Source organism: Azospirillaceae bacterium (assembly GCA_028283825.1).
GTDB lineage: Bacteria > Pseudomonadota > Alphaproteobacteria > Azospirillales > Azospirillaceae > Nitrospirillum.
In genome coordinates, this window is the sequence record JAPWJW010000001.1 from 1,804,110 (window position 1) to 1,829,792 (window position 25,683).

General features: G+C 68.8%; 1 protein-coding gene. It reads left to right on the forward strand.

Annotated features, from left to right (window positions below):
- The gene (locus PW843_07430) at positions 1-25,479 is read left to right on the forward strand and encodes a hypothetical protein (protein ID MDE1146440.1); all 25,479 of its coding nucleotides are present in this window, start codon (positions 1-3) and stop codon (positions 25,477-25,479) included.
- Positions 25,480-25,683: the final 204 nt, after the last annotated feature.

The following is a 25,683-nucleotide window of genomic DNA, read 5'->3' on the forward strand; positions in this document are numbered from 1 at the left end:
ATGGGGAAGATGCTGCTGGACGCGCGTTCGGGCCTGTTGAAGGGCGACCTGAAGAAGCGGAACCGCACCCTGCTGCGCGCCGGCGCCTCCGCCTTGGCCATGGCCACCGCCCTGGCCGCCCCCAAGGCGCAAGCGAACGACGCCTACTTCTCGGGCCAGACGACCGGCGGCTTCCGGATGTCCGGCAGCGACAACATCACCATCACCAACACCGGCACCATCATCGTTCCCAGCGGCCAGACCGGCGTGCAGTTCCTGACCGGCAGCCACACCAACCTGCTCAACGCCGGCACCATCAGCGGCGGCCAGCGCGGCGCCTATGTCGGCGGCAGCACGTCGCAGAGCACCCTGGCCACCCTGGGCACGCTGCTGAACACCGGCACCATCGAGGGCAGCTACGCAGCACTGGAGGTGGCGGCCGGCAGCACCCTGATCACACTGGTCAACAGCGGCCTGATCAGTGGCAACGTCTATCTGGGTGGTGACACCGCCGTCACCATCTACGGCGGCACCGGCGGCGCCACCGGCACCTTCATCGGCGTGGACGGCACCACCCAGGGCGTGATGACCAGCGGCGCCGACATCACGCTGGCCAGCGGCAACCTGCTGCTGAACGACGCCGTGAACGTGGGCGGCAACACCCTGGTGAACAGCGGTGCCGCCGTGACGCTGAGCACCATCGTCAGCGTCACCGGCAATTACAGCCAGACGGCGGGGGAACTGAATATCGATGCCCGCACCGGCGGCCTGGTGGTGTCGGGGTCGGCCAGCATCACCGGCGGCGACGTGGTCGCCACCCTGTCCACCCTGGGCAATTACATCGCGGGCAGCGTCTATGCCACCCTGGTGGCCGCCGGCGCGGCGTCCAGCTACAGCATCACCACTTATGCGAACCTGGGCGGCGTGGCCGGCACGGTGTCGGGCAACAACCTGCTGCTGGTCGCCACCAGCGACTATATCGGCGGCAGCCTGGGCAGCCTGACCAACAGCGGCACGCTGGCCAACCGGCTGTCGGTCGCCACCACCGGCACCCTGGGCACCTTCGTCAACGACGCCACCGGCACCCTGTCCAGCGGCATCGGCAACAACGGCACCATCGGCACGCTGGTCAACGCCGGCACCATTTCCGCCAACTATGGCCTGGATGATTACGGCAGCATCGGCACGCTGGTGAACCAGGCCGGCGGCACCCTGGCCGGCAGGATCGCCGTCTACATCCGCAGCGACGGCAGCGGCGGCACCATCAGCCAGATCATCAACGACGGCACCATCGTCAGCACCAGCACGGCCACCGCCTGCGCCATCTGCAACTACGGCCAGCTGGGCGGCCTGGTGAACAGCGGCGTCATCATCGGCAGCATCACCGGCGCCGGCTATCAGAACATCCTGACCATCAGTGGTGGCGCCAACGGCACGGTGGGCACGTTCACCGGCCTGAACGGCCAGATCGGCGGCATCAGCAACATCAGTGACATCACGTTCGCGTCCGGCAACCTGCTGCTGAACGACAACATCTATGCCGCCAGCCACACCGTCTACAACACCGGCGCCAACATCACGCTGGGCGGCACCCTTACCGCCATCAGCGCCATTTCCCAGACCGCCGGCACCCTGGTCATCACCAGCGGCACCGAACTGGTGGCCTACGACCGCGTCAGCCTGACCGGCGGCACGGTGCTGACCGGCAGCTTCAGCACGCTCGCCAATTACCTGGCGGGCAGCATCTACCGCACCCTGGTCGCCAGCAGTTCCGCGTCCAGCTATGACGGCCTGGTGGTCACCGGCATGGGCGTCCAGGGCCTGGTGGGCACCAGCAGCGGCAACAATTTGGTGGTGGCGGCCACCGGCTATTACATCGGCGGCACCCTGGGTGCCGTCACCAACAGCGGCACGGTCGCGGGCAATACCGGCCTGACCATCACCGGCACCGGCAGCCTGGGCACCTTCACCAACGCCAGCACCGGCGCCGTGGCCCCCACGGCGGGTGCCGCGGTCCTCATTAACGGCACCCTGGGCACCCTGGCCAATGCCGGCCTGATCAGCGGCGACAGCGTCGCCCTCTCCATCAACCACGGCAGCGTCGGCCTGATCAGCAACACCGGCACCCTGCAGATAACCGACATCGGCGCGGTATTCAGCGTCCTCAACAGCACCATCGGCACGGTGGCCAATGACGGTCTGGTGGCCGTCGACGGCTATTTCGGCGCCGCCATGACGTTCAACCACACCACCATCACCGCCATCACCAACAGCGGCACCATGATGGGCTTCGGCGGGGCGACCGCCACCGGCATCCTGAACCAGTACGGGTCGATCGGCACCCTGGCCAACAGCGGCACCATCGCCAGCGGATATGGCTACGGCATCGAGAACAAGAACTCCGCCACCATCGCCACGGTGGTGAACAGCGGCACCCTGACCGGCAGCGGCCTGGCCGGCGGCAGCGTCTATGGCGCCGCCCTGCTCAACAACGACAGCGCGACCATCGGCACCCTGGTCAACAGCGGCACGATCCGCGGCGCCAACGCCATCCTGTCCTTCGGCAACGCCACCATCGGCACCCTGGTCAACACCGGGGTGGTCGCCGGCGGCGTGGTGAACGGCGACAGCGACGGCGCCTATGGCAACATCTACTTCACCGCCGACAGCAGTGCTGCCGACCTGACCATCGTGGGCGGCAGCGGCGGCACGGTGGGCACGTTCACCGGCGTGGACCTGGTGTCCAAGGGGCTGATCACTAACCAGTTGAGCGACGTCTATTTCCTGTCCGGCGCCCTGGTCCTGAACGACGACATCGACGCCGGCGGCAGCCACACCGTGGTCAACACCGCCGCCACCCTGGCGCTGAACACCCTGATCAGCGTCACCGGCAACTACAGCCAGTCCTCATCCGGCACGCTGGTGCTGGCCGCCGGGGCCCAACTGTCGGTCAGCGGGGCCGCCAGCCTGGCCGGCCAGGTGACCGCCACGGCGGAGGGCATCACCACCGCCAACTACGTGGTGGGCGACGGATCCGGCATTACCCTGGTGCAGGCCGACGGCGGCCTGGCCGACACCGCCACGCTGACCATCACCAACAGCATCGCCCTGGGCGGCCGCCTGGCGCTCAGCGGCACCGGCACCACCACGTCCAGCCAACTGCTGGCCCTGCCCGCCAGCGACTATATCGGCGGCAGCTTTGGGACCATCACCAACGGCGACGGCACCCTGCTGTCGGCCGCCACCGCGCTCTACATCGCCGGCACCCTGGGCGCCCTGGCCAACAGCGGCACCATCGCGGGCAACGTCATCAACGACGGCGCGCGGGGCCTGACCATCCTGGGCGGCGGTGGTGCCACCATCGGCACCCTGACGGGCCAAAGCGGCCAGGGCACCATCACCAGCACGCTGGCCAACGTGGTGCTGACCGGCGGCAACCTGTTGCTGAACGACGCCGTGATCGTGGGCACCGGCACGCTGGTGAACAGCGGTGCGGCCGTCACCCTGTCCACCGTGGTCAACGTCACCGGCAATTACAGCCAGTCGGCCGGCGAACTGGCCCTGGGCGGCAGCGGCGAACTGGTGATCAGCGGCAGCGCCACGGTCACCGGCGGCACCGTCTCCGCCTTCATGGGCAACCTGTCGGCGCAGGGCAATTACGTGGCGGGTGACACCGTGACCACGCTGATCGCCGCCGGCAGCGGCAACTACAGCGGCATCACCGCCAACCTGGCCAGCGGCCTCACCAGCCTGGGCGTGGGACAGGGGACGGACGGGTCCAACCTGCTGGCCGTCGCCACCAACGACTATATCGGCGGCACGCTGGGCAGCGTGACCAACACCGGCAGCATCACCGGCCTGTACGTGGCCGCGACAGGCAGCCTGGGCAGCTTCCGGAATGAGACCACCGGCACCATCAGCGAGGTGGGCGGCGTCACCCTGCTGGGCACCGTCGGCACCCTGGACAACGCCGGCCGGATCCTCATCACCGGCAGCAGCGGCTTCTACGCCAGCGGCACCATCGGCACGCTGAACAACAGCGGCACCATCCACAACAGCGGCACCTACGGTGTCGGCATCGTGGCCCGCGGGACCATCGGCCAACTGGTGAACCAGGCCGGCGGCAGCATCAACGGCTACTATGGCATCATAGTGGTCGGCCCCACGTCCAACAACGGCACCGCCGCCACCATCAGCACGCTCAGCAACAGCGGATTCCTCGGCGGTAGTGGTTTGGGGGTTGAGACCGATGGCACCATCGGCCTGCTGGAGAACCAGGCCGGGGGCACCATCGCGAGCAGCGGCACCGCCATCCACGTTTATGGCGGCATCACCACGCTGACCAACAGCGGCCTGATCCAAAGCAACTATCACGCCATCGATATCGGCGCCGCCCTATACATCAGCGGCACCGTCGGCCTTCTGGAAAACCTGGCCGGCGGCACCATCGTCGGGTCCCAGGTTGGCGTTGCCAACACCATCGTCCTCAACACCCTGGTCAACAGCGGCCTTATCACCGGCACCGTCCAGGGCATCCTCAACCTGGGTACCATCGGCACCCTGGAAAACTTGGCCGGCGGCACCATCACCGTGTCGGGCGGCAACTCCTCGATGGCCATCCGCAACGACGGCGGCATCGGCACCCTGACCAACGCCGGCCTGATCGCCGGCAATTATGGCCTGGACGTGGGCGCCGGCGGCACCCTGGACACCTTCAGCAACACCGGCATCGTCAGCGGCACCCACGCCGTCATCAACGCTGGCAGCATCGGCGTGCTGGAGAATCTGGCCGGCGGCAGCATCGGCGCCCTGGGCAGCGTGACGGGCCATTACAGCTCCGCCGCCATCTACAACAGCGGCACCATCGGCACCCTGGCCAACAGCGGCACCCTCAGCGGCCTCTACCTCATCGCCGCCATCGGCACCACCGGTGCGCTGGCCGCCATCGGCAGCATCGCCAACAGCGGCACCATGGTGGTGGGCGCCACCTACCAGACGGGCACCGCCATCCGCCTGAGCTACGCCACCATCGGGCAGATCAGCAACAGCGGCACCCTGGTCGCGGCCACCAACAGCTACAACAGCTACGTCGTCTATGCCGTCAACAGCACGATCGGCAGCATCGCCAACAGCGGCCTGGTGTCGATCCAGAACGGCGTCTTCGCCCTGAACTACAACGGCACCATCGGCACCGTCAGCAACAGCGGCGTGTTCAACGGCGGCGGCGGCGGCATCCTGGCCAACGACGGCTATGGTGGGGGCCATGGCACCGTCGGATTGTTCGACAACAGCGGCACCATCACCACCGCCTACACCGCCATCAAGAACTGGGGCGGCGGCGTCCTGGGCACGCTGGTCAACAGCGGCACCATCATCGGCCGCACCGCCTTCTACAATTCCGGCACCTTCGGCACCCTGGTGAACAGCGGCCTGATGCAGGGCAGCATCGTCAACCAGAACGGCACGGACCTGACCATCCGGGGCGGGGACAACGGCACGCTGGGCACCTTCACCGGCACCAACCTGACCGACATGGGCACCATCCTGAACACCACCGGCAACCTGGTGTTCGCGGGCGGCGCCCTGATGCTGAACGACAATCTGGTGGTCACCGGCCACGCGGTGCTGAACAACGGCGCCACCCTGGCGCTGAACACCATCGTCACCGTCAGCGGCGACTATACCCAGACCGGTGGGGCCCTGAATTTGGGTGGCGGCACGGTGGTCACCGGCGGCCTGGTGGTCAGCGGGGTGGGCAGCCTGTCGGGCGTGGGGGTGACCGCCACCCTGTCCACCCTGGGCAACTACCTGGCGGGGTCCGTCTACGGCACCCTGGTGTCGGCGGCCGGCGGGCTGAACATCGACACGACATCGTACACCCTGGCGGGGGCCGGCCTGATCAGCACCACGCTGACGGGCACCGACCTGCTGGCCGTCGCCACCGGCGACTATATCGGCGGCACGCTGGACACGGTGACCAACAGCGGATCGATCAGCCAGGTCTATGTGGGTGCGGCGGGCAGCCTGGGCACCCTGGTGAACGCCACCGGCGCCGTCATCGCCAACGGCCTGATCCTCAACGGCACCCTGGGCGCACTGAGCAACAGCGGCCTCATCAATGGCGACATCACCAATTCCGCCGCCAACGTCCTGACCATCCTGGGCGGCACCGTCGCCACCGGCACCCTGACGGGCGGCACCCTGGCCAGCACGCTGGCCAACGTCGTGCTGTCCGGCGGCAGCCTGTTGCTGAACGACGTGGTGAACGTCGGCGCCGGCACGCTGGTCAACAACGGCGTCAACCTGTCGCTCAACACCATCATCAGCGTCACCGGCAACTATGCCCAGACGGGTGGCGGGCTGAATGTGGCCCACGGGGCTGAACTGGTGGTCAGCGGCGACGCCAGCATCAGCGGCGCCAGCATCGCCAGCTCCATCGCCCTGACCTACACCGCCAACTACCTGGCCGGCACGGTGCTGGGCACCCTGGTGACGGCGGGATCCGGCAGCAGCTACACCGGCCTGACCCTGGCCAACAACGGCGGCCTGGCCGGTGTGTCCACCGCCGCCGTGGGCGTGGACGGCAACCTGGTGGCGGAGGTCACCAGCTATTACATCGGCGCCAGCTACGGCAGCCTGACCAACAGCGGCACGCTTTCCGGCGCCTATGGCCTGTACGTCGCCTACGCCGGCAGCCTGGGCAGCTTCGCCAACACCGGCACCATCGCCGCCACCACGGGCCCCAGCGTCAGCATCGTCGGTGCGGTGGGCACGCTGGACAACAGCGGCCTGATCAGCAGTGCCAACGTCGCCGTGTCCATCAACAACTACGGCCAGACCGTGGGCCTGTTGCTGAACAGCGGCACGATCACGGGCGGCGGCTATGCCGGTGTGTACCTGGCGGCCGGCACCATCGGCACGGTGCTGAACACCACCGACGGCACCATGGCCGGCGGCTACGGTGGCCTGTGGATGTCAGGGGGCAGCATCGGCCTGCTGGACAACGCCGGCCTGATCACCGGCACGCTGCTGGCCATCAACACCGGCGGCAGCATCGGCACCCTGGTGAACGAGGCCGGGGGCAGCATCTTCAGCGCCCAGAAGAACGGCATCCAGAACGGCAGCAACGTCTATATCGGCACCCTGTCCAACGCCGGCGTGCTCGGCGGCGCCTACCAGGGCATCCAGAACTACGGCATCATCGGCATACTGGAGAACCAGTCCACCGGCACCCTGACCGTCACGGGCCAGAACGGCTACAACGGCCTGGCTGCGGCCATCTACAACGTCTTCGGCACCATCGGCACCCTGGCCAACGCCGGTCTGATCGCCGCGTCCATCAACAACTATGGCGGCAATGACGGCATTCAGAACCTGGGCGGCACCATCACCGTCCTGGACAACAGCGGCACCATCAGCGGCAACGCCGGCATCTTCAACTACAACTACGCCGGCTATGCCGCTACCATCGGCACGCTGCTCAACAGCGGCACCGTCAGCGGCCGCACGACCGCCATTACCAACTACGGCACCATCGGCGCCCTGGTGAACAGCGGCCTGGTGGCGGGCAATTTTCTCAACAACCAGGCCGACGGCAGCGACCTGACCATCCTGGGCGGCACCGGCGGCACGGTGGGCACCTTCACCGGCTACACCGCCGGCAACCAGGGCACCATCACCAGCACGCTGGGCAACCTGGTGTTCGCCGGCGGCGACCTGGTGCTGAACGACCGCGTCAACGCCAGCGGCCGCACGGTGCTCAACACCGGCGCCGACATCACCCTGGCCAGCCTCATCTCCATCACCGGCGACTACACCCAGTCGGCCGGCACCCTGGTGCTGGGCGCCGGCGCGCAGCTGTCCGTCACCGGTGGCGCCACCCTGGCCGGCGGCATCCAGGCGACGGTGGGTGGCATCGCCACCGCCAACTACGTGGTGGGCGACGGATCCGCCATCACCCTGGTGCAGGCCGACGGCGGCCTGAGCGACACCGCCGACCTGACGCTGGCCAACACCCTGGGGCTGGACGGCCACCTGTTGCTGGGCGACAGCACCCTGACCGCCAGCCAGTTGCTGATCCTGCCGGCCAGCGACTATATCGGCGCCGGCTACGACACCATCACCGTCGGCAGCGGCACCCTGCTGTCCGCCCCCACCGCGCTGTACATCGCAGGATCCGGCAGCCTGGGCGTGCTGGCCAACAGCGGCACCATCGCGGGCGACATCGTCAACCTGTCCGCCAACGCCCTCAGCATCCTGGGCGGCAGCGGCGGCACGGTCGGCACCCTGACGGGGCAGACCCTGGCCAGCCAGGGCACCATCACCAGCACACTGGCCAACGTGGTGCTGTCGGGCAACCTGCTGCTGAACGACGCTGTCAATGTCGGCACGGGCACGCTGGTCGGCAGTGGGGCCGCCCTGACGCTGACCACCTTGGTCGGCGTCACCGGCACCTACGCGCAGACGGGCGGCAGCCTGGCCCTGGGCGCCAGCGGCGAACTGGCGGTCAGCGGGGCGGCCAGCATCGCCAGCGCCAATGTCAGCGTGGCGGCCCTGTCCACCACCGGCAACTACATCGCCGGCACCATCTACCGCACCCTGGTGTCGGGCGGCACGGGGTCCAGCTACACCAACGTGGCGGTGGGCGGCATCAACATCGCCAACATGATCAGCACCGTGACCAACAACGGCCTGGTGCTGGCCGCCATCGGCGACTACATCGGCGGCACCCTGGGCAGCCTGGCCAACACCGGCACGCTGACCGCCAACACCAACCTGATCGTCACCGGCAGCCTGGGCACGTTCAGCAACAGCGGCGTGATCGCCGGCGACTATCGCCCGGTCAACATCACCGGCACCGTCGACGTACTGGAGAACCTGGCCGGCGGCACCATCACCTCCACCCTTGCCGGCAATGCCGCCAACAACACCGCCGCCATCTTCGTGGGCCAGGGCGGCAACGTCGGCACCATCACCAACGCCGGCCTGATCCGTGTGGCCAACGACTTCTTCATCGACGCCATCTATGTCGCCGGCGGTTCCATCGGCCTGATCGACAACAGCGGCAGCATCGCCGGCGGCCGGGGCATCTATGCCTACAGCAACGGCAGCGGCGTCCAGGGCACCATCGGCACCATCAGCAACAGCGGCACCATCACCGGCGGTGTCGCCGGCGCCAGCGTCTACATCGCCAGCGCGCACGTCACGCTGATCAACAACACCGGCACCGGCGTCATGAACAATGCCGACGGCGGCAACGTGATCGGGGCGGTCGATGCCGGCATCGACACCATCGTCAACGCCGGCCTGATGACGCTGAGCCAGACGGGTACAGCCATCTATGGCGCCCGGTCGACCATCGGCACCCTGGTCAACAGTGGGACCATCAGCGCCCTGGGCTTCGCCATCATCGCTTACGGCACCGGCGGCACCCTGGGCACTCTGGTCAACAGCGGCACCATCAGCGCCAACCGCGCCATCTACGTCTATGGCGGCGCCTCGCTGGGCACCATCGTCAACAGCGGCATCATCGCTGGCAGCATCACCAACGGCGACACCAGCGCCGGTGACCTGGTCATCCTGGGCGGCACCCTTGGTGCGGTGGGCACCTTCACCGGCACCGACCTGACGACCAAGGGCCTGATCACCAACCGCGTGAGCGAGCTGACCTTCCTGTCCGGCGATCTGTTGCTGAACGACGACATCGACGCCACCGGCCACACCGTCAGCAACAGCGCCACCGCCCTGACCCTGGCCAACAGCATCCAGGTCGCCGGCGCCTATATCCAGTCGTCGGCAGGCACCCTGGTGGTCGGCAGCGGCGCGCAGCTGTCCATCACCGGTGCCGCCACCGTCGCGGGCCAGGTGCTGGCCACCATCGCGGGCAACGCCGCCGCCAACTACATCGTCGGCGACGCGGTGGGCACCGTGGTGCAGGCCGACGGCGGCCTGACCTACGGCGGCACCCTGACCACCGGTGCGGCCCTGGACGGCGTGCTGCAGCTGACCACCGGCACCACCGGCAGCCAGCTGCTGGCGCTGGCCACCACCGACTATGTCGGCGCCGGCTACGGCACCATCACCGTCGGCGGCCTGCTGACCGGCCCCACCGCCCTCTACATCGCCAGCACCGGCAGCCTGGGCGCGTTGGCCAATACCGGCACCATCGCCGGCAACATCGTCAACCTCAGCGCCAACGACCTCAGCATTTCCGGCGGCACGGGTAGCACCTTCGGGACCCTGACGGGCCAGAGCCTGACCAACCAGGGCACCATCGCCAACACCCTGTCCAACCTGGTGCTGGCCGGCAATCTGGCGCTGAACGACAGCGTCAGCCTGGGCGGCCACACCCTGGTCGCCGATGGCGTGTCCCTGCGCCTGGCCAGCATCGTCAATGTCAGCGGCAACTATGCCCAGGCGGGCGGCGCCCTGGTCCTGGACAGCGGGGCCGAACTGGTGGTCAGCGGGGCCGCCAGCATCAGCAACGCCAGCATCGCCGCGACATACACCCTGTCGGCCACCGCCAACTACCTGGTGGGTGCGGCGGTGGGCACCATCGTCGCCGGCAACGCGGATTCCAGCTACACCGACCTGACCGTCACCAACAGCGCCGCCCTGACCGGTGTCGGCTTCGGCGGTGTCAATGCGGGCGGCAACCTGGTGCTGGAGGCCACCAATGACTACATCGGCGGCAGTTACGGCAGCCTGGCCAACACCGGCACCCTGTCGGGCACCCTGGGCCTGTATGTGGGTACCACCGGCACGCTGGGCACGTTCAGCAACGCCGGCCTCAGCACCCAGGTCGTCAACGCCGGATCCATCGGCCTGCTGGAAAACCAGACGCTGGCCACCATCGACGGCGGCACCGGTGCGGCCATCCTCACCAAGGGCACCATCGGCCAGATCGCCAACAGCGGCCTGCTGACCGGCCGCTACGGCATCAGTGCGCGGAGCGGCGGCAGCGGCGGCGCCGTCATCGACACCATCACCAACAGCGGCGTGATCACCGCCAATACCGGCATCCGCCTGAACTACGCCCGCAGCAGCGTGGTAGCCAACAGCGGCACCATCACCGGCGTGGGCGGCAGCAGTTATCCGGTGGTCGCCTCGTACAGCACCATCGGCACCCTGTCCAACAGCGGGCTGATCACCGTGGCCAGCCGCGGTATCGGCATCCTTAACGACTACAGCACCATCGGCACCCTGCTGAACACCGGCGTCATCTCCAACGCCAGCGGTGCCGCCATCCAGAACAACCAGTACCTCGCCAGCTTGGGGCTACTGGTGAACACCGGCACCATCACCTCGGCCGCCAACGCGGTGCTGAACGTCTTTGGCGCCAGCATCGGCACACTGATCAACAGCGGCACCATCAGCGGCGCCAACGCCTATAATGCCAACAACGGCGCCGTGCTGGGCACGCTGGTCAACAGCGGCGTCATGGCTGGCAACATCCTGAACGGCGGCCAGAACGACAGCAGCGCCGGCGACCTGACCATCCAGGGCGGCACCGGGGGCACGGTCGGCACCTTCACCGGCACCGACCTGACGGCCAAGGGCACCATCGACAACCATTTGAGTAACCTGGTGTTCGCCAGCGGCGGCCTGTTGCTGAACGACGACATCCAGGCCGCCGGCCAGACCGTCAGCAACCTGGGCGCCGCCCTGACCCTGGGCACCCTGATCAACCTCACCGGCAGCTATGACCAGTCCGCCGGCACCTTGGTGCTGGGCCCCGTCGCCCAGCTGTCCGTCACCGGTGCGGCCCGCATCAGCGGCCAGGTGCAGGCCAGCGTGACGGCCAACGCCGCCGCCAACTACGTCGTGGGCGACGCCGTTGGCACGCTGGTCACCGCCGGCGGCGGCCTGACCTACGACGGCACCCTGATCAGCGGCAGCGCCCTGGACGGCCACTTGGCATTGACCGACGGCACCACAAGCAGCCAGTTGCTGGCCCTGGCCAGCACCGACTATGTCGGCGCCGCCCTGGACAGCATCGCCAACACCGGCCTGCTGACCGGCCCCACCGCCCTGTACATCGCCAGCACGGGCAACCTGGGCAGCCTGGTCAACACCGGCATCGTCGCTGGCGACATCGTCAACCTGTCCGCCCATGACCTCAGCATCACCGGCGGCACCCTGACCGGCCAGTCCCTGACCAACCAGGGCACCATCACCAACACCCTGTCCGACCTGGTGCTGAGCGGCAACCTGCTGCTGAACGACACCGTGAACCTGGGCGGCGGCACACTGGTCGCCGACGGCGCCACCCTGTCCCTCACCACCATCGTCAATGTCGGCGGCCATTACGCCCAGGCGGGTGGCGCCCTGAACCTCGACAGTGCCGCGGAACTGGTGGTCAGCGGGTCGGCCAGCGTCAGCAACGTCACCATCACCACCAACTACGCCCTGTCGTCCACCGCCAACTATGTGGTCGGCACGGTGCTGGGCACCGCCGTCGCCGGCGGCGCCAATTCCAGCTACACCGATCTGGTCGTCTACAATCTGGGCGGCATCTCAGGCCTGGCCGTCACCGGCACGGTCTCGGGTGGCGACCTGCTGGTCGCCGCCGCCGGCAACTATATCGGCGGCACCTACGGCAGCCTGGCTAACACCGGCGCCCTATCCGGCACCACCGGCCTGTATGTCGCCAGCACCGGCACCCTGGGCACCTTCACCAACAGCGGCACCATCGGCTTCCCCTACGGCGCGGGCGTCGTGGACGTGGGCGGCACCATCGGGACGATAGCCAACAGCGGCACCATCAGCGGCGGGCGCGCCGTCTACCTGGGCAGCGGCGCGCAGGTCACGCTGCTGAACAACCAGGGCGGCGGCACCCTGACGGGCGCCTGGACCGCCGTCTACGTGGACCACAGCACCATCGGTCAGCTTGCCAACAGCGGCCTGATCGCGGTGACCGGGTCCGCCCAGGCCCTGCGCAACTACGGCGGTTCCATCGGCAGCGTCAGCAACAGCGGCACCATCCAGGTCACCGGCGCGTCCGCCAGCGCCTTCGCCTATGCCGTCGCCAACACGGACTCCGGCACCATCGGCACGCTCAACAACAGCGGCCTGATCACCTCCACCGCCATCGCCCTCTACAACGCGTCCAGCGCCACCATCGGCACCCTGGTCAACAGCGGCACCATTAGCGGCGTCAACGCCATCTACAACGGCAGCGGCAGCAGCATCGGCACGCTGATCAACAGCGGCATCATCGCCGGCACCCTCTACAATGGCGGGTTGGGCGACCTCAGCATCGCGGGCGGCGCCAACGGCACCATCGGCACCCTGACCGGCCAGAACCTGACGGCCCGGGGCGTGATCGACAACCAGGCGAGCGACCTGGTGTTCACCGGCGGCAGCTTGCTGCTGAACGACAATGTCCTGGCCACCGGCCACACGGTGTGGAACACCGGCGCCAACCTCAGCCTGTCCAACACCATCACCGTCACCGGGGCCTACGCCCAGTCGGCGGGGACCCTGGTGCTGGGCTCGGTCGCCCGGCTGTCCGTCACCGGTGCCGCCAGCATCGGCGGCCAGGTGCAGGCCAGCATTGCCGGCACCGCCACCGCCAACTACCTGGTGGGCGCCACGGTCGGCACGCTGGTGCAGGCCAATGGCGGCCTGACCCTGGACGGCACCTTCGTCAGCGACGGCGCCCTGGGCGGCCATCTGCAGGTCAGCGGCGTCACCACCAGCAGCCAGCTGCTGGCGCTGGCCACCACCGATTATGTCGGCACCATCCTGAACAGCATCGCCAACACCGGCCTGCTGTCCGGCGCCACCGCGCTGTATGTCGCCAGCACCGGCCGCCTGGGCACGCTGGCCAACACCGGCACCATCGCGGGCAACATCGTCAACGCCGGCGTCAACCTCCTCAATATCGCCGGCGGCACCGGCACCACCATCGGCACCCTGACCGGCCTGTCGCTGACCAACCAGGGCACCATCACCAGCACCAACGCCGACGTGGCGCTGAGCGGCAACCTGTTGCTGAACGACACGGTCAGCATCGGCAGCCATACCCTGGACGCCAGCGGCGCCAACCTGACCCTGGCCACCATCGTCAGCGTCGTCGGCAACTATGGCCAGATAGGCGGCACCCTGGCCCTGGCCAGCGACGCGGAATTGGTGGTCAGCGGGGCCGCCACCCTCAACGGCGCCACCATCGCGACCCCCTATACCCTGTCGTCCACCGCCAACTACGTGGCCGGCACGGCGCTGGGCACCGCGGTGGCCGGTGGGGCGGGGTCCAGCTACGCGGGCCTGACCGTCACCGCCCAGAACGCGGTCACGGGCCTGGCCCTGGCCGGCATCACCCTTGGTGACAGCCTGGTGGTGGCCGCGACCGGCGACTATATCGGCGGCACTTACGGCAGCTTGGCCAACACCGGCAGCCTGACCGGCGCCTACGGCCTGTACGTGGCCAGCACCGGCACCCTGGCCGCCTTCAGCAACAGCGGCAGCATCAGCGGCACCTTCCGCCCGGTCATCAACGCGGGCTCCATCGGCACGCTGGTCAACCTGGCCGGCGGCACCATCACCGTCACGTCCGACCCCAGCGGCCACAACTACACCGCCGCCATCTACAACACCGGCCGCATCGACACCCTGACCAACGACGGCGTGATCGCCATCGGTGTTGGCAGCAACGGTTACACCAGCGTCGCCGCCATCGAGAACTACGGCGGGTCCATCGGCCGCATCGACAACAACAGCGACGGCACCATCACCGGCCGCGTGGGCATCGACAGCAACGGCGGCACCATCGGCACGGTCAGCAACGCCGGCCTGATCAGCGCCATCAGCGCCATCCGCCTCTATTCCGCCCACAGCGCTCTGGTGACCAACAGCGGCACGCTGTCAGGCGACGCGTTCGGCAGCTACCTCCTCAACGCCTACAACAGCACCATCGACACCATCGCCAACAGCGGCCAGATCACGCTGAACGCCCTGGGTGCCGCGGTCGTCGTCAACGCCGCCACTGTCGGCGCTTTCCTCAACAGCGGCACCATCAGCGTCACCGACAGCGCCTTCGGCTCCGGCACCGGCATATATGTCGGCACCGGCGGCACCATCGGCACCCTGGTCAACAGCGGCACCATCGTCGGCCCCAGCGCCCTGATCCTGAACAGCGGCGGCATCGGCACCCTGGTCAACAGCGGTGTTGTCGCCGGCAACGTCGTCAACGGCCAATACGGCTCCCCGTCCAGCGACCTGACCATCGTGGGCGGCAGCGGCGGGACGGTCGGCACCTTCACCGGCACCGACCTGACCAGTAAAGGCACGATCACCAACACCCTGAGCAGCCTGGTGTTCGCCGGCGGCGCCTTGGCCCTGAACGACGACATCAAGGCCACCGGCCAGACCGTCAGCAACCTGGGTGCCGCCCTCACCCTGGGCACCCTGATCAACCTCACCGGCGCCTACAGCCAGTCCTCGGCCGGCACCCTGGTGCTGGGCCCGGTCGCCCAGCTGGCCGTCACCGGTGCCGCCAGCATCGGCGGCCAGGTGCAGGCCAGCGTGGCCGGCAACGCCGCCGCCAATTACCTGGTGGGCGATGCCGTGGGCACGCTGGTCAGCGCCACCGGCGGCCTGACCTACGACGCCACCTTCACCGGTGGGGCCGCCCTGGACGGCCATCTGCAGATCATCGACGGCACCACCAGCAGCCAGTTGCTGGCCCTGGCCACCACCGATTATGTCGGCGCCAGCCTGGACAGCATCGCCAACACCGGCCTGCTTACCGGCGCCACCGCCCTCTACATCGCGGCAACCGGCAGCCTGGGCAGCCTGGTGAACACCGGCACCATCGCCGGCAACATCGTCAACCTGTCCGCCGTTGACCTCAGCATCACCGGCGGCACCCTGACCGGCCAGTCGCTGAGCAACCAGGGCACCATCACCAACACCCTGTCCAACCTGGTGCTGAGCGGCAACCTGCTGCTGAACGACACCGTCAGCCTGGGCAGCCACACCCTGGTCAACGCCGGCGCCCTGGCCCTGGCCACCGTCGTCACCGCTACCGGCAACTATGCCCAGGCGGGCGGTACCTTGGCCTTGGCCAGCGGGGCGGAACTGGTGGTCAGCGGGGCCGCCAGCATCAGCAGCGGCACGGTCGCCGTCGCCGCCCTGTCGCAGACGGGCAACTACCTGGCCGGCACCACCTACGCCACCCTGGTGGCCGGCGGCGCGGGGTCCAGCTATGTCGATGTGCTGGTGACCGGCAGCGGCATCGCCGGCATGGGCAGCGTGGTGGCCAACAACGGCCTGCTGCTGGCCGCCACCGGCAACTACATCGGTGGCAGCTACGGTAGCCTGGCCAACACCGGCACCCTGTCCGGCACCCTGGGCCTGTATGTCGCCACCATTGGCACGCTGGGCACCTTCAGCAACGCCGGCGCCAGCACCCAGGTCATCAATGCCGGTTCCATCGGCCTGCTGGAAAACCGGACGCTGGCCACCATCGACGGCGGCACGGGTGCGGCCATCTTCAGCAGCGGCAGCATCGGCCAGATCGCCAACAGCGGTCTGCTGACCGGCCGCTACGGCATCAGTGCGCGGAGCGGCGGCAGCGGCGGCGCCGTCATCGACACCATCACCAACAGCGGCGTGATCACCGCCAACACCGGCATCCGCCTGAACTACGCCCACGGCAGCGTGGTAGCCAACAGCGGCACCATCACCGGCGTGGGCGGCAGCAGCTATCCGGTGGTCGCCTCGTACAGCACCATCGGCACCCTGTCCAACAGCGGGCTGATCACCGTGGCCAGCCGCGGTATCGGCATCCTTAACGACTACAGCACCATCGGCACCCTGCTGAACACCGGCGTCATCTCCAACGCCAGCGGGGCCGCCATCCAGAACAACCAGTATCTCGCCAGCGTCGGCCTGCTGGTGAACACCGGCACCATCGCCTCAGCCGCCAACGCGGTGCTGAACGTCTTTGGCGCCAGCATCGGCACACTGATCAACAGCGGCACCATCAGCGGCGCCAACGCCTATAATGCCAACAACGGCGCCGTGCTGGGCACGCTGGTCAACAGCGGCGTCATGGCTGGCAACATCCTGAACGGCGGCCAGAACGACAGCAGCGCCGGCGACCTGACCATCCAGGGCGGCACCGGGGGCACGGTCGGCACCTTCACCGGCACCACCCTGGCCAACAAGGGCTATATCTCCAACACGCTGAGCAACCTGGTGTTCGCCAGCGGCAACCTGCTGCTGAACGACGACATCGACGCCAGCGGCCACACGGTGTCGAATACCGGCGCCACCCTCTTGCTGAACACCATCATCAACGTCACCGGCGATTACAGCCAGTCCGCCGCAGGATCCCTGGCGCTGGGCAGCGGCGCCCAGCTGTCCGTCACGGGGGCCGCCACCCTGGCCGGCACCGTCACCGCCACGGTCGCGGGCAACGCCACCGCCAACTACGTGGTGGGTGACGGCTCCAGCATCGTGCTGGTCCAGGCCGACGGCGGCCTGACCGACAGTGCCAGCCTGACCATCGCCAACACCACGGCGCTGGACGGCCACTTGGCCCTGGGCGACGGCGCCACCGTCGGCAACCAGCTGGTGGTCCTGGCCGCCAGCGACTACATCGGCGGCAGCTACGGCACCCTGTCCATCGGCGGCCTGCTGTCGGCCGCCACCGCCCTGTACATCGCGGCAACCGGCACCCTGGGCGCCCTGTCCAACAGCGGCACCATCGCCGGCAACCTCATCAACGCCAGCGCCCGGGACCTGTCCATCACCGGCACGGGTGGCACCCTGACCGGCGGCACCATCACCGGCACCCTGGCCAACGTCGTGCTGGGCGGCAGCCTGGCCCTGGCCGACGCGGTGAACGTCGGCGACCACACCCTGGTCAACAACGGCGGCGCCCTCACCCTCACCACCCTGGTCAGTGTCACCGGTGATTACAGCCAGTCCGCCGGCGCGCTGGACCTGCGCGGCACCAGCGCGCTGCTGGTCAGCGGCACCGCCAGCGTCAGTGGCAGCGTGGTGGTCGGCACCCTGTCCGCCATCGGCAACTATCTGGCCGGAACCATCGTCGCCACCCTGGTGGGTGGCGGCACCGGGTCCGACTACAGCGACGCCACCGTGGTGGGCGCCGATATCAACGGCGTGGCCGGCATCGTGTCGGGCGACAGCCTGCTGCTGGCCGCCACCGGCAACTACATCGGCGGCACCTGGGCCAGCCTGACCAACACGGGCACGCTCAGCAGCACCAACGCCCTGTATGTCGGCACCACCGGCACGCTGGGCACCTTCGTCAACGCCGGCCTGATCAGCGGCAACCAGCCCATCACCAATGCGGGCATCATCGGCCTGCTGGAAAACCAGACGCTGGCCACCATCGACGGCGGCACCGGTGCGGCCATCCTCACCAAGGGCACCATCGGCCAGATCGCCAACAGCGGCCTGCTGACCGGCCGCTACGGCATCAGCGCGCGGAGCGGCGGCATCGGCGGCGCCGTCATCGACACCATCACCAACAGCGGCGTGATCACCGCCAACACCGGCATCCGCCTGAACTACGCCCGCAGCAGCGTGGTAGCCAACAGCGGCACCATCACCGGTGTGGGCGGCAGCAGCTATCCGGTGGTCGCCTCGTACAGCACCATCGGCACCCTGTCCAACAGCGGGCTGATCACCGTGGCCAGCCGCGGTATCGGCATCCTTAACGACTACAGCACCATCGGCACCCTGCTGAACACCGGCGTCATCTCCAACGCCAGCGGGGCCGCCATCCAGAACAACCAGTATCTCGCCAGCGTCGGCCTGCTGGTGAACACCGGCACCATCGCCTCAGCCGCCAACGCGGTGCTGAACGTCTTTGGCGCCAGCATCGGCACACTGATCAACAGCGGCACCATCAGCGGCGCCAACGCCTATAATGCCAACAACGGCGCCGTGCTGGGCACGCTGGTCAACAGCGGCGTCATGGCTGGCAACATCCTGAACGGCGGCCAGAACGACAGCAGCGCCGGCGACCTGACCATCCAGGGCGGCACCGGGGGCACGGTCGGCACCTTCACCGGCACCACCCTGGCCAACAAGGGCTATATCTCCAACACGCTGAGCAACCTGGTGTTCGCCAGCGGCAACCTGCTGCTGAACGACGACATCGACGCTACCGGCCACACGGTGTCGAATACCGGCGCCACTGTCGCGCTGAACACCATCATCAACGTCGCCGGCGATTACAGCCAATCCGCCGCAGGATCCCTGGTGTTGGGCGGTGGCGCCCAGCTGTCCGTCACGGGGGCCGCCACCCTGGCCGGCACCGTCAAGGCCACGGTGGCGGGCAACGCCGCCGCCAACTACGTGGTGGGTGACGGCTCCGGCATCGTGCTGGTCCAGGCCGACGGCGGCCTGACCGACAGCGCCGGCCTGACCATCACCAACACCACGGCGCTGGACGGCCATTTGGCCCTGGGCGACGGCACCACCGTCGGCAACCAACTGGTGGTCCTGGCCGCCAGCGACTACATCGGCGGCAGCTACGGCACCCTGTCCATCGGCGGCCTGCTGTCGGCCGCCACCGCCCTGTACATCGCGGCAACCGGCACCCTGGGCGCCCTGTCCAACAGCGGCACCATCGCCGGCAACCTCATCAACGCCAGCGCCCGGGATCTGTCCATCACCGGCACGGGCGGCACCCTGACCGCCGGCACCATCACCAGCACCCTCGCCAACGTCGTGCTGGGGGGTGGTGACCTGCTGCTGAACGACGCGGTCAATGTCAGCGGCCATACCCTGGTCAACAGCGGCGCCACCGTGACGCTGGTCAGCAACCTCACGATCACCGGTGACTACAGCCAGAGCGGCGGCGTGCTGGCGGTGACGGCCGGCACCTCGTCCCTGCGCGTCACCGGCGACGCCAGCCTGGCGGGCGGCACGGTGGCCATGGCGGCCCTGGACGCCAACGGCATCTACCTGGCCGGTGCCGCCTTCGGCACCCTGGTCCATGCCGACGGCACCCTGACCGGCGGCGCCACCGTCCTGGCGTCCGGCCTGGATGGGCTGAACGTCTACAGCACCATCACCGGCAATGACCTGCTGGCGATGGCGACCAACGACTATGTCGGCGGCACGTTGGCCCTGCTGGACAATACCATCGCGGTGTCCAGCCGCACGGCCGTCTACATCGCCACCATCGGCGGCATCGGCAGCCTGGCCAACAGCGGCACCCTGACCGGCCAGTATGCCGGCCTGTACAATACCGGCAGCATCGGCCAGTTCACCAACGCGGCCGGGGGCACCATCACCCAGGCCGGCGGCACGTTCAGCGCCATCGGCGCCTCCGTCGGCGTGCGCAACGACGGCCTGATCGGCACCCTGTCCAACAGCGGCCTCATCAGCGCCGCCAACACCGGCCTCTACAACGTCGGCAGCATCAGCAGCCTGGCCAACAGCGGCACCGTCAGCGGCAGCGATTTCGGCCTCCGCAACACCAGCACCCAGGGCGTGGGTGGCACCATCAGCACCGTCCTGAACAACGGCCTGATCAGCGGCAACACAGCCATCGACATCGCCGACCTGGGGCTGATCGGCACCTTGGCCAATGCCGGGCTGATCAGCGGCACCGCCGCCGCCCTGTCCATCGCCGGCAACGGCACCCTGGGCCTGCTGGCCAACAGCGGCACCATCGCCGGCGACGTCCTGAACCTGTCGTCCCGCGACCTGACCATCCAGGGCGGTGCCGGCACCCTGACTGGCACCTTCACGGGCCATGATGCCGGCACCCAGGGCCTGATCACCAACACCGCCAGCGACCTGGTGCTCGCCGGCGGCAACGTCCTGCTGAACGACGCCATCGATGCCGGCAGCCACACGGTGCTGAACGCCGGCGCCACCCTGACCCTGGCCGACACCGTCAGCATCACCGGCAACTACACCCAAAGCGCCGGCACCCTGGCGATGGGCACCGCCACCAGCCTGGTGGTCAGCGGGGCCGCCAGCATCACTGGCGACATCGTGGTCACCGGCCTGTCGGCCGCCGCCAACTACCTGCAAAGCACCCTGGGCACATTGGTGATCGGCGGCGCCGCCTCCGACTACAGCGGCGCCACCCTTTCCAGTGGCATCCAGGGCCTGGCGATCGGCAACGCGGTCAGCAACGGCACGCTGCGCGCCGTGGCCCTGAACGACTATGTCGGCGGCACCCTGGCCAGCCTGGTCAACACCGGCACCCTGACCGGCAACAGCGCCATCTACGTGGCGGCAGCCGGCAGCATCGGCAGCCTGTCCAATACCGGCATCGTCACCGGCACGGGCTATGTGCTGACCAACCTGGGCACCATCGGCACGCTGACCAACGACGGCACCATCGGCATGATCCTGGTGGATGCCGCGGCCCGCATCGGCACCTTCAGCAACAGCCGCCTGATCACCGGCGGCCAGACCTATCTGTTGCTCAACAACGGCACCATCGGCGCCTTCAGCAACAGCGGCACAATCAGCGGCGCCAGCACAGCGGTTGAGATCGCCGGCACCGGCAGCGTCGGCAACCTGTCCAACACCGGCACCATCACCGGCCGCGTCGCCCTGTCGGTGGACGGCACCGTCGGCACGCTGGACAACGCCGGCACCCTCAGCGGCAGCGCCCTGGGCCTGGCCGCCAACGGCGGCATCGGCCGCCTGTCCAACACCGGCTGGATCAGCGCGCTGTCCAGCAACGGCGCCATCGGCATCCTGGACAATGCCGGTTCCATCGGCGAAGTCGATGTGGGGGGTGGCCTGGTCACCCTGCTGCTGAACAGCGGGTCTATCGGCAGCATTGGCGGCGGCAACGGCAGCGGCCTCTACCTTGCACAGAACGGCTCCATCGCCACCCTGTCCATCACCGCCGGCGGCGTGGTGACCAGCAGCAACCAGGCCATCCAGATCGAGCCGACCATCGGCACCCTGATCAACAACGGCCTGATTGGGGGCGGTGGTGCCGGCATCAACGTCCGCTGGAACACCAGCGCCATCGAGCAACTGGTCAACAGCGGCACCATCGCCGGCACGGGCAGCTTTGGCACCGCCATCGGCAACCAGGGCCGCATCGGCACCCTGGTGAACAGCGGCGTCATCACCGGCACGTCCAACGGCATCAGCGGCGGTTCCATCAGCCTGCTGTCCATCACCAGCGCCGGCCTGGTCCACGGCGGCACCGTCGGCATCCTGGCCGGCACCGTCGACACACTGCTGAACGCCGGCGCCATCACCGGCGGCGCCACCGCGCTGAACATCGCCGGCACCCTGGGCACCCTGGTGAACAGCGGCAGCATTGGCGGCAGCATCGGCATCAACAACCAGGGCGCCTTCACCCTGATCGACAACCGCGGCACCATCCGCGGCGGCACCTTCGCCCTGCTCAGCGCCGGCACCACCGGGACCATCGCCAACAGCGGCGCCATCCAGGCCTCCGGCACGGCCATCAACGTGGCCCGCCTGGACACCCTGACCAACAGCGGCGTGATCAGCGGCACCATCGCCGTCGCCGGCAGCGTCGGCACCATCGACAATGCCGGGCTGATCCAGGCCACCAGCATCCTGGCCCTGTCCGGCACCCTGGCGGCCTTCGGCAACAGCGGCACCATCGCCGGCGATGTCGCCTATAGCCTGGGCGACCTTTCCATCACCGGCGGCAGCGGCACGGCGGTGGGCACCTTCACCGGCTACAGTGCCGGAACCCAGGGCACCCTGGCCGCCAGCGCCGGCAACCTGGTCTTCGCCGGTGGCGCCCTGCTGATCGACGACCGGCTGGCCGCCAACATTGTGGTCAACAGCGGTGCCAACCTGACCTTCACCGACGGCGCCGGCATCACCGGCGACTATACCCAGGCGAGCGGTGGCCTGAGCATCACCAGCCTGGCGATCAGCGGTGCCGCCAGCATCACCGGCGGCAGCGTCACCGCCTTGCTCAGCACCACGGGCAACTACCTGGCCGGCACCCTGGGCACCCTGGTGGCGGCGGGGGCGGCATCCGACTACAGCGGCGCCACCCTGGTCTCCAACGTCACCGGCCTGGCCATCGCCGGCGCCACCGCCGGCAACGACCTGCTGCTGACCGCCGGCAACGACTATGTCGGCGGCAGCATCGCCACCCTGACCAACAGCGGCCTGGTCAGCGCCGCCACCGCCCTCTACATCGCCGCATCCGGCACCCTGGGCACCCTGGTCAACACCGGCACCATCGCCGGCGATGTCCTGAACCTGACGGCCAATGCGCTGAACATCGCCGGCGGCAGCGGCGGCACGGCCGGCACCCTGACCGGCGGCACCATCGTCAACACCCTGTCGAACGTCACCTTCCTGGCGGGCGACCTGGTCCTGGCGGACGCCGTCAACGTCGCCAGCCACACGGTGGTGAACAGCGGTGCCAACCTGACCATCGGCGGCACCGTGGTGGTCAGCGGCAACTACAGCCAGACGGGCGGCAGCCTGCTGCTGTCGCTGGGCAGCAGCGAGCTGTCGGTCACCGGCATCGCGGCCTTGATGGGCGGCGTCGCCACCATCACCGGCGCCAGCGGCCTGGCCAACTACACCGTCGGCTCCGCCCTGGCCACGCTGGTCAGCGGTGCGAACGGGTCCAGCTACACCGGCCTGTCCATCGTCACCGAACTGACCGGGTTCGCGGTCGGCGGCACGGTGGTCGGCAACGCCCTGGTGGCCCTGGCCGACAGCGACTACATCGGCGGCACGCTGGCCACACTCAGCAACAGCGGCAGCATCAGCGCCGCCCTGCCCCTGTACGTCGCGGCATCGGGCAGCCTGGGCGGCTTCACCAACACCGGCACCCTGCTGGGCGGCGTCAACGGCGCCTACAACGCCGGCACCATCGGCACGCTGTACAATGCCGGCCTGATCGGCGGCGGCACGGCGGGTATCGCCAACGTCGGCGTCCTGGCCCTGCTGCGCAACGACGGCCTGGTTCAGGGCGGCGTCGCCAACCTGGGCACGCTGGGCCAATTGGCCAACAGCGGCACCATCAGCGGCACCACCGCCCTCAACAACGCCGGCGGCACCACCGCCACCATCGCCAACACCGGCCTGATCCAAGGCGGCACCATCGGCCTGTCCAACGCCGCCACCATCGGCGTGCTGGACAACAGCGGCACCCTGGCGGGCGTCACCGCCCTGCGCAATGAGGCCACGGGCAGCTTCGGCGGCATCGTCAACACCGGCCTGATCCAGGGCAACATCGTCAACCTGGCGGCCACGGACCTGACCATCAATGGCGGTGGCGGCACCCTGACGGGCACGCTGGCCGGCGGCACCATCGTCGGCACCCTGGCCAACGTGGCCTTCGGCAGTGGCAACCTGGTGCTGGCCGACGCGGTCAACGTCACCGGCCATACCCTGGTCAACAGCGGATCCTCCCTGGTCCTGTCGGGCACCGTCAATGTCACCGGCAACTTCAGCCAGACGGGCGGCGTGCTGGCCCTGGGCGCCGGCGCCAGCCTGGTGGTCAGCGGTGGCGCCAACCTGACCGGCGGCACGCTGCTGGCGGCCTATGACGCGGCCACCAACTACTTCGGCGGCTCCGTCACCACGCTGGTGACGGCGGCGGGCGGGCTGAACCTGTCGGCGACGGTGGCGAACACCGTCACCGGCCTGGCCATGGCCACCCTCATCACCGCCACCGGCCTGGCAGCCAGCATCGCCAATGACTACATCGGCGGTACCCTGGGCAGCCTGACCAACACCGGCACCCTGGGCGGCGCCACCGCCTTCTACCTGGCGGCATCGGGCAGCGTGGGCAGCCTGGCCAACACCGGCACCCTGCGGGGCGGCAACCTTTGGCTTGAACGTCGCCGGCGGCATCGCTGGCACGGTGGACAATGGTGCCCTCATCGCCGGCCACACCGCCGGCGTGGTGGTCAGCACCGGCGGCCAGGTCGGCACGCTCAGCAACAGCGGTGTCATCACTGCCGCCAGCGGCGATGCCGTGGTGGTGCGGGGCGGTCTGGGTTCGCTGGCCAACACCGGCACGCTGGCCGGCACCGATGCCGCCGTCCTGGTCGCCGGCGGCGGCACGCTGGGCAGCCTGGGCAACGCCGGAATCCTGGCCGGCGCGCGCCTGATCAGCATCGCCGGCCTGGCCGGACAGGTCAGCAACAGCGGCACGTTGACGGGTGGCACGGCCTCGGCCATCGCCATCAGCGGCAGCCTGGGCACAGTGGCCAACAGCGGCCTGCTGACGGCGACCAACGGCGCGCTGTATATCGCCAGCACCGGCACCCTGGGCCTGCTGGCCAACGACGGCACCATCGTCGGCGACATCACCAACGCCGGCGCCCAGGATCTGACCATCACCGGCGGCGGCACGGTGGCCGGCACCTTCAGCGGCGGCACCATCACCAGCACCGCCAGCAACGTGGTACTGGCCCAGGGCCTCATCGCCCTGCAGGACGCCATCAGCGTCAGCGGCCACACCCTGGTCAACAGCGGCGCCACCGTGCTGCTGGCCAGCAACCTGACCGTCACCGGCGCCTATAGCCAGACGACCGGCCTGCTGGCGGTGGGCACCAGCCAGCTGGTGGTCAGCGGCGCGGCCAGCCTGACCGGCGGCACCGTCAGCGCCAGCGTCGCGACCCCCGGCAACGTCAACCTGATGGTGGGCGACGTGGTGGGCACCCTGGTGGTCGGCGGCAGCGGGTCCAGCTATACCGGGGTGGCGACACGGTTGAACGTCACCGGCCT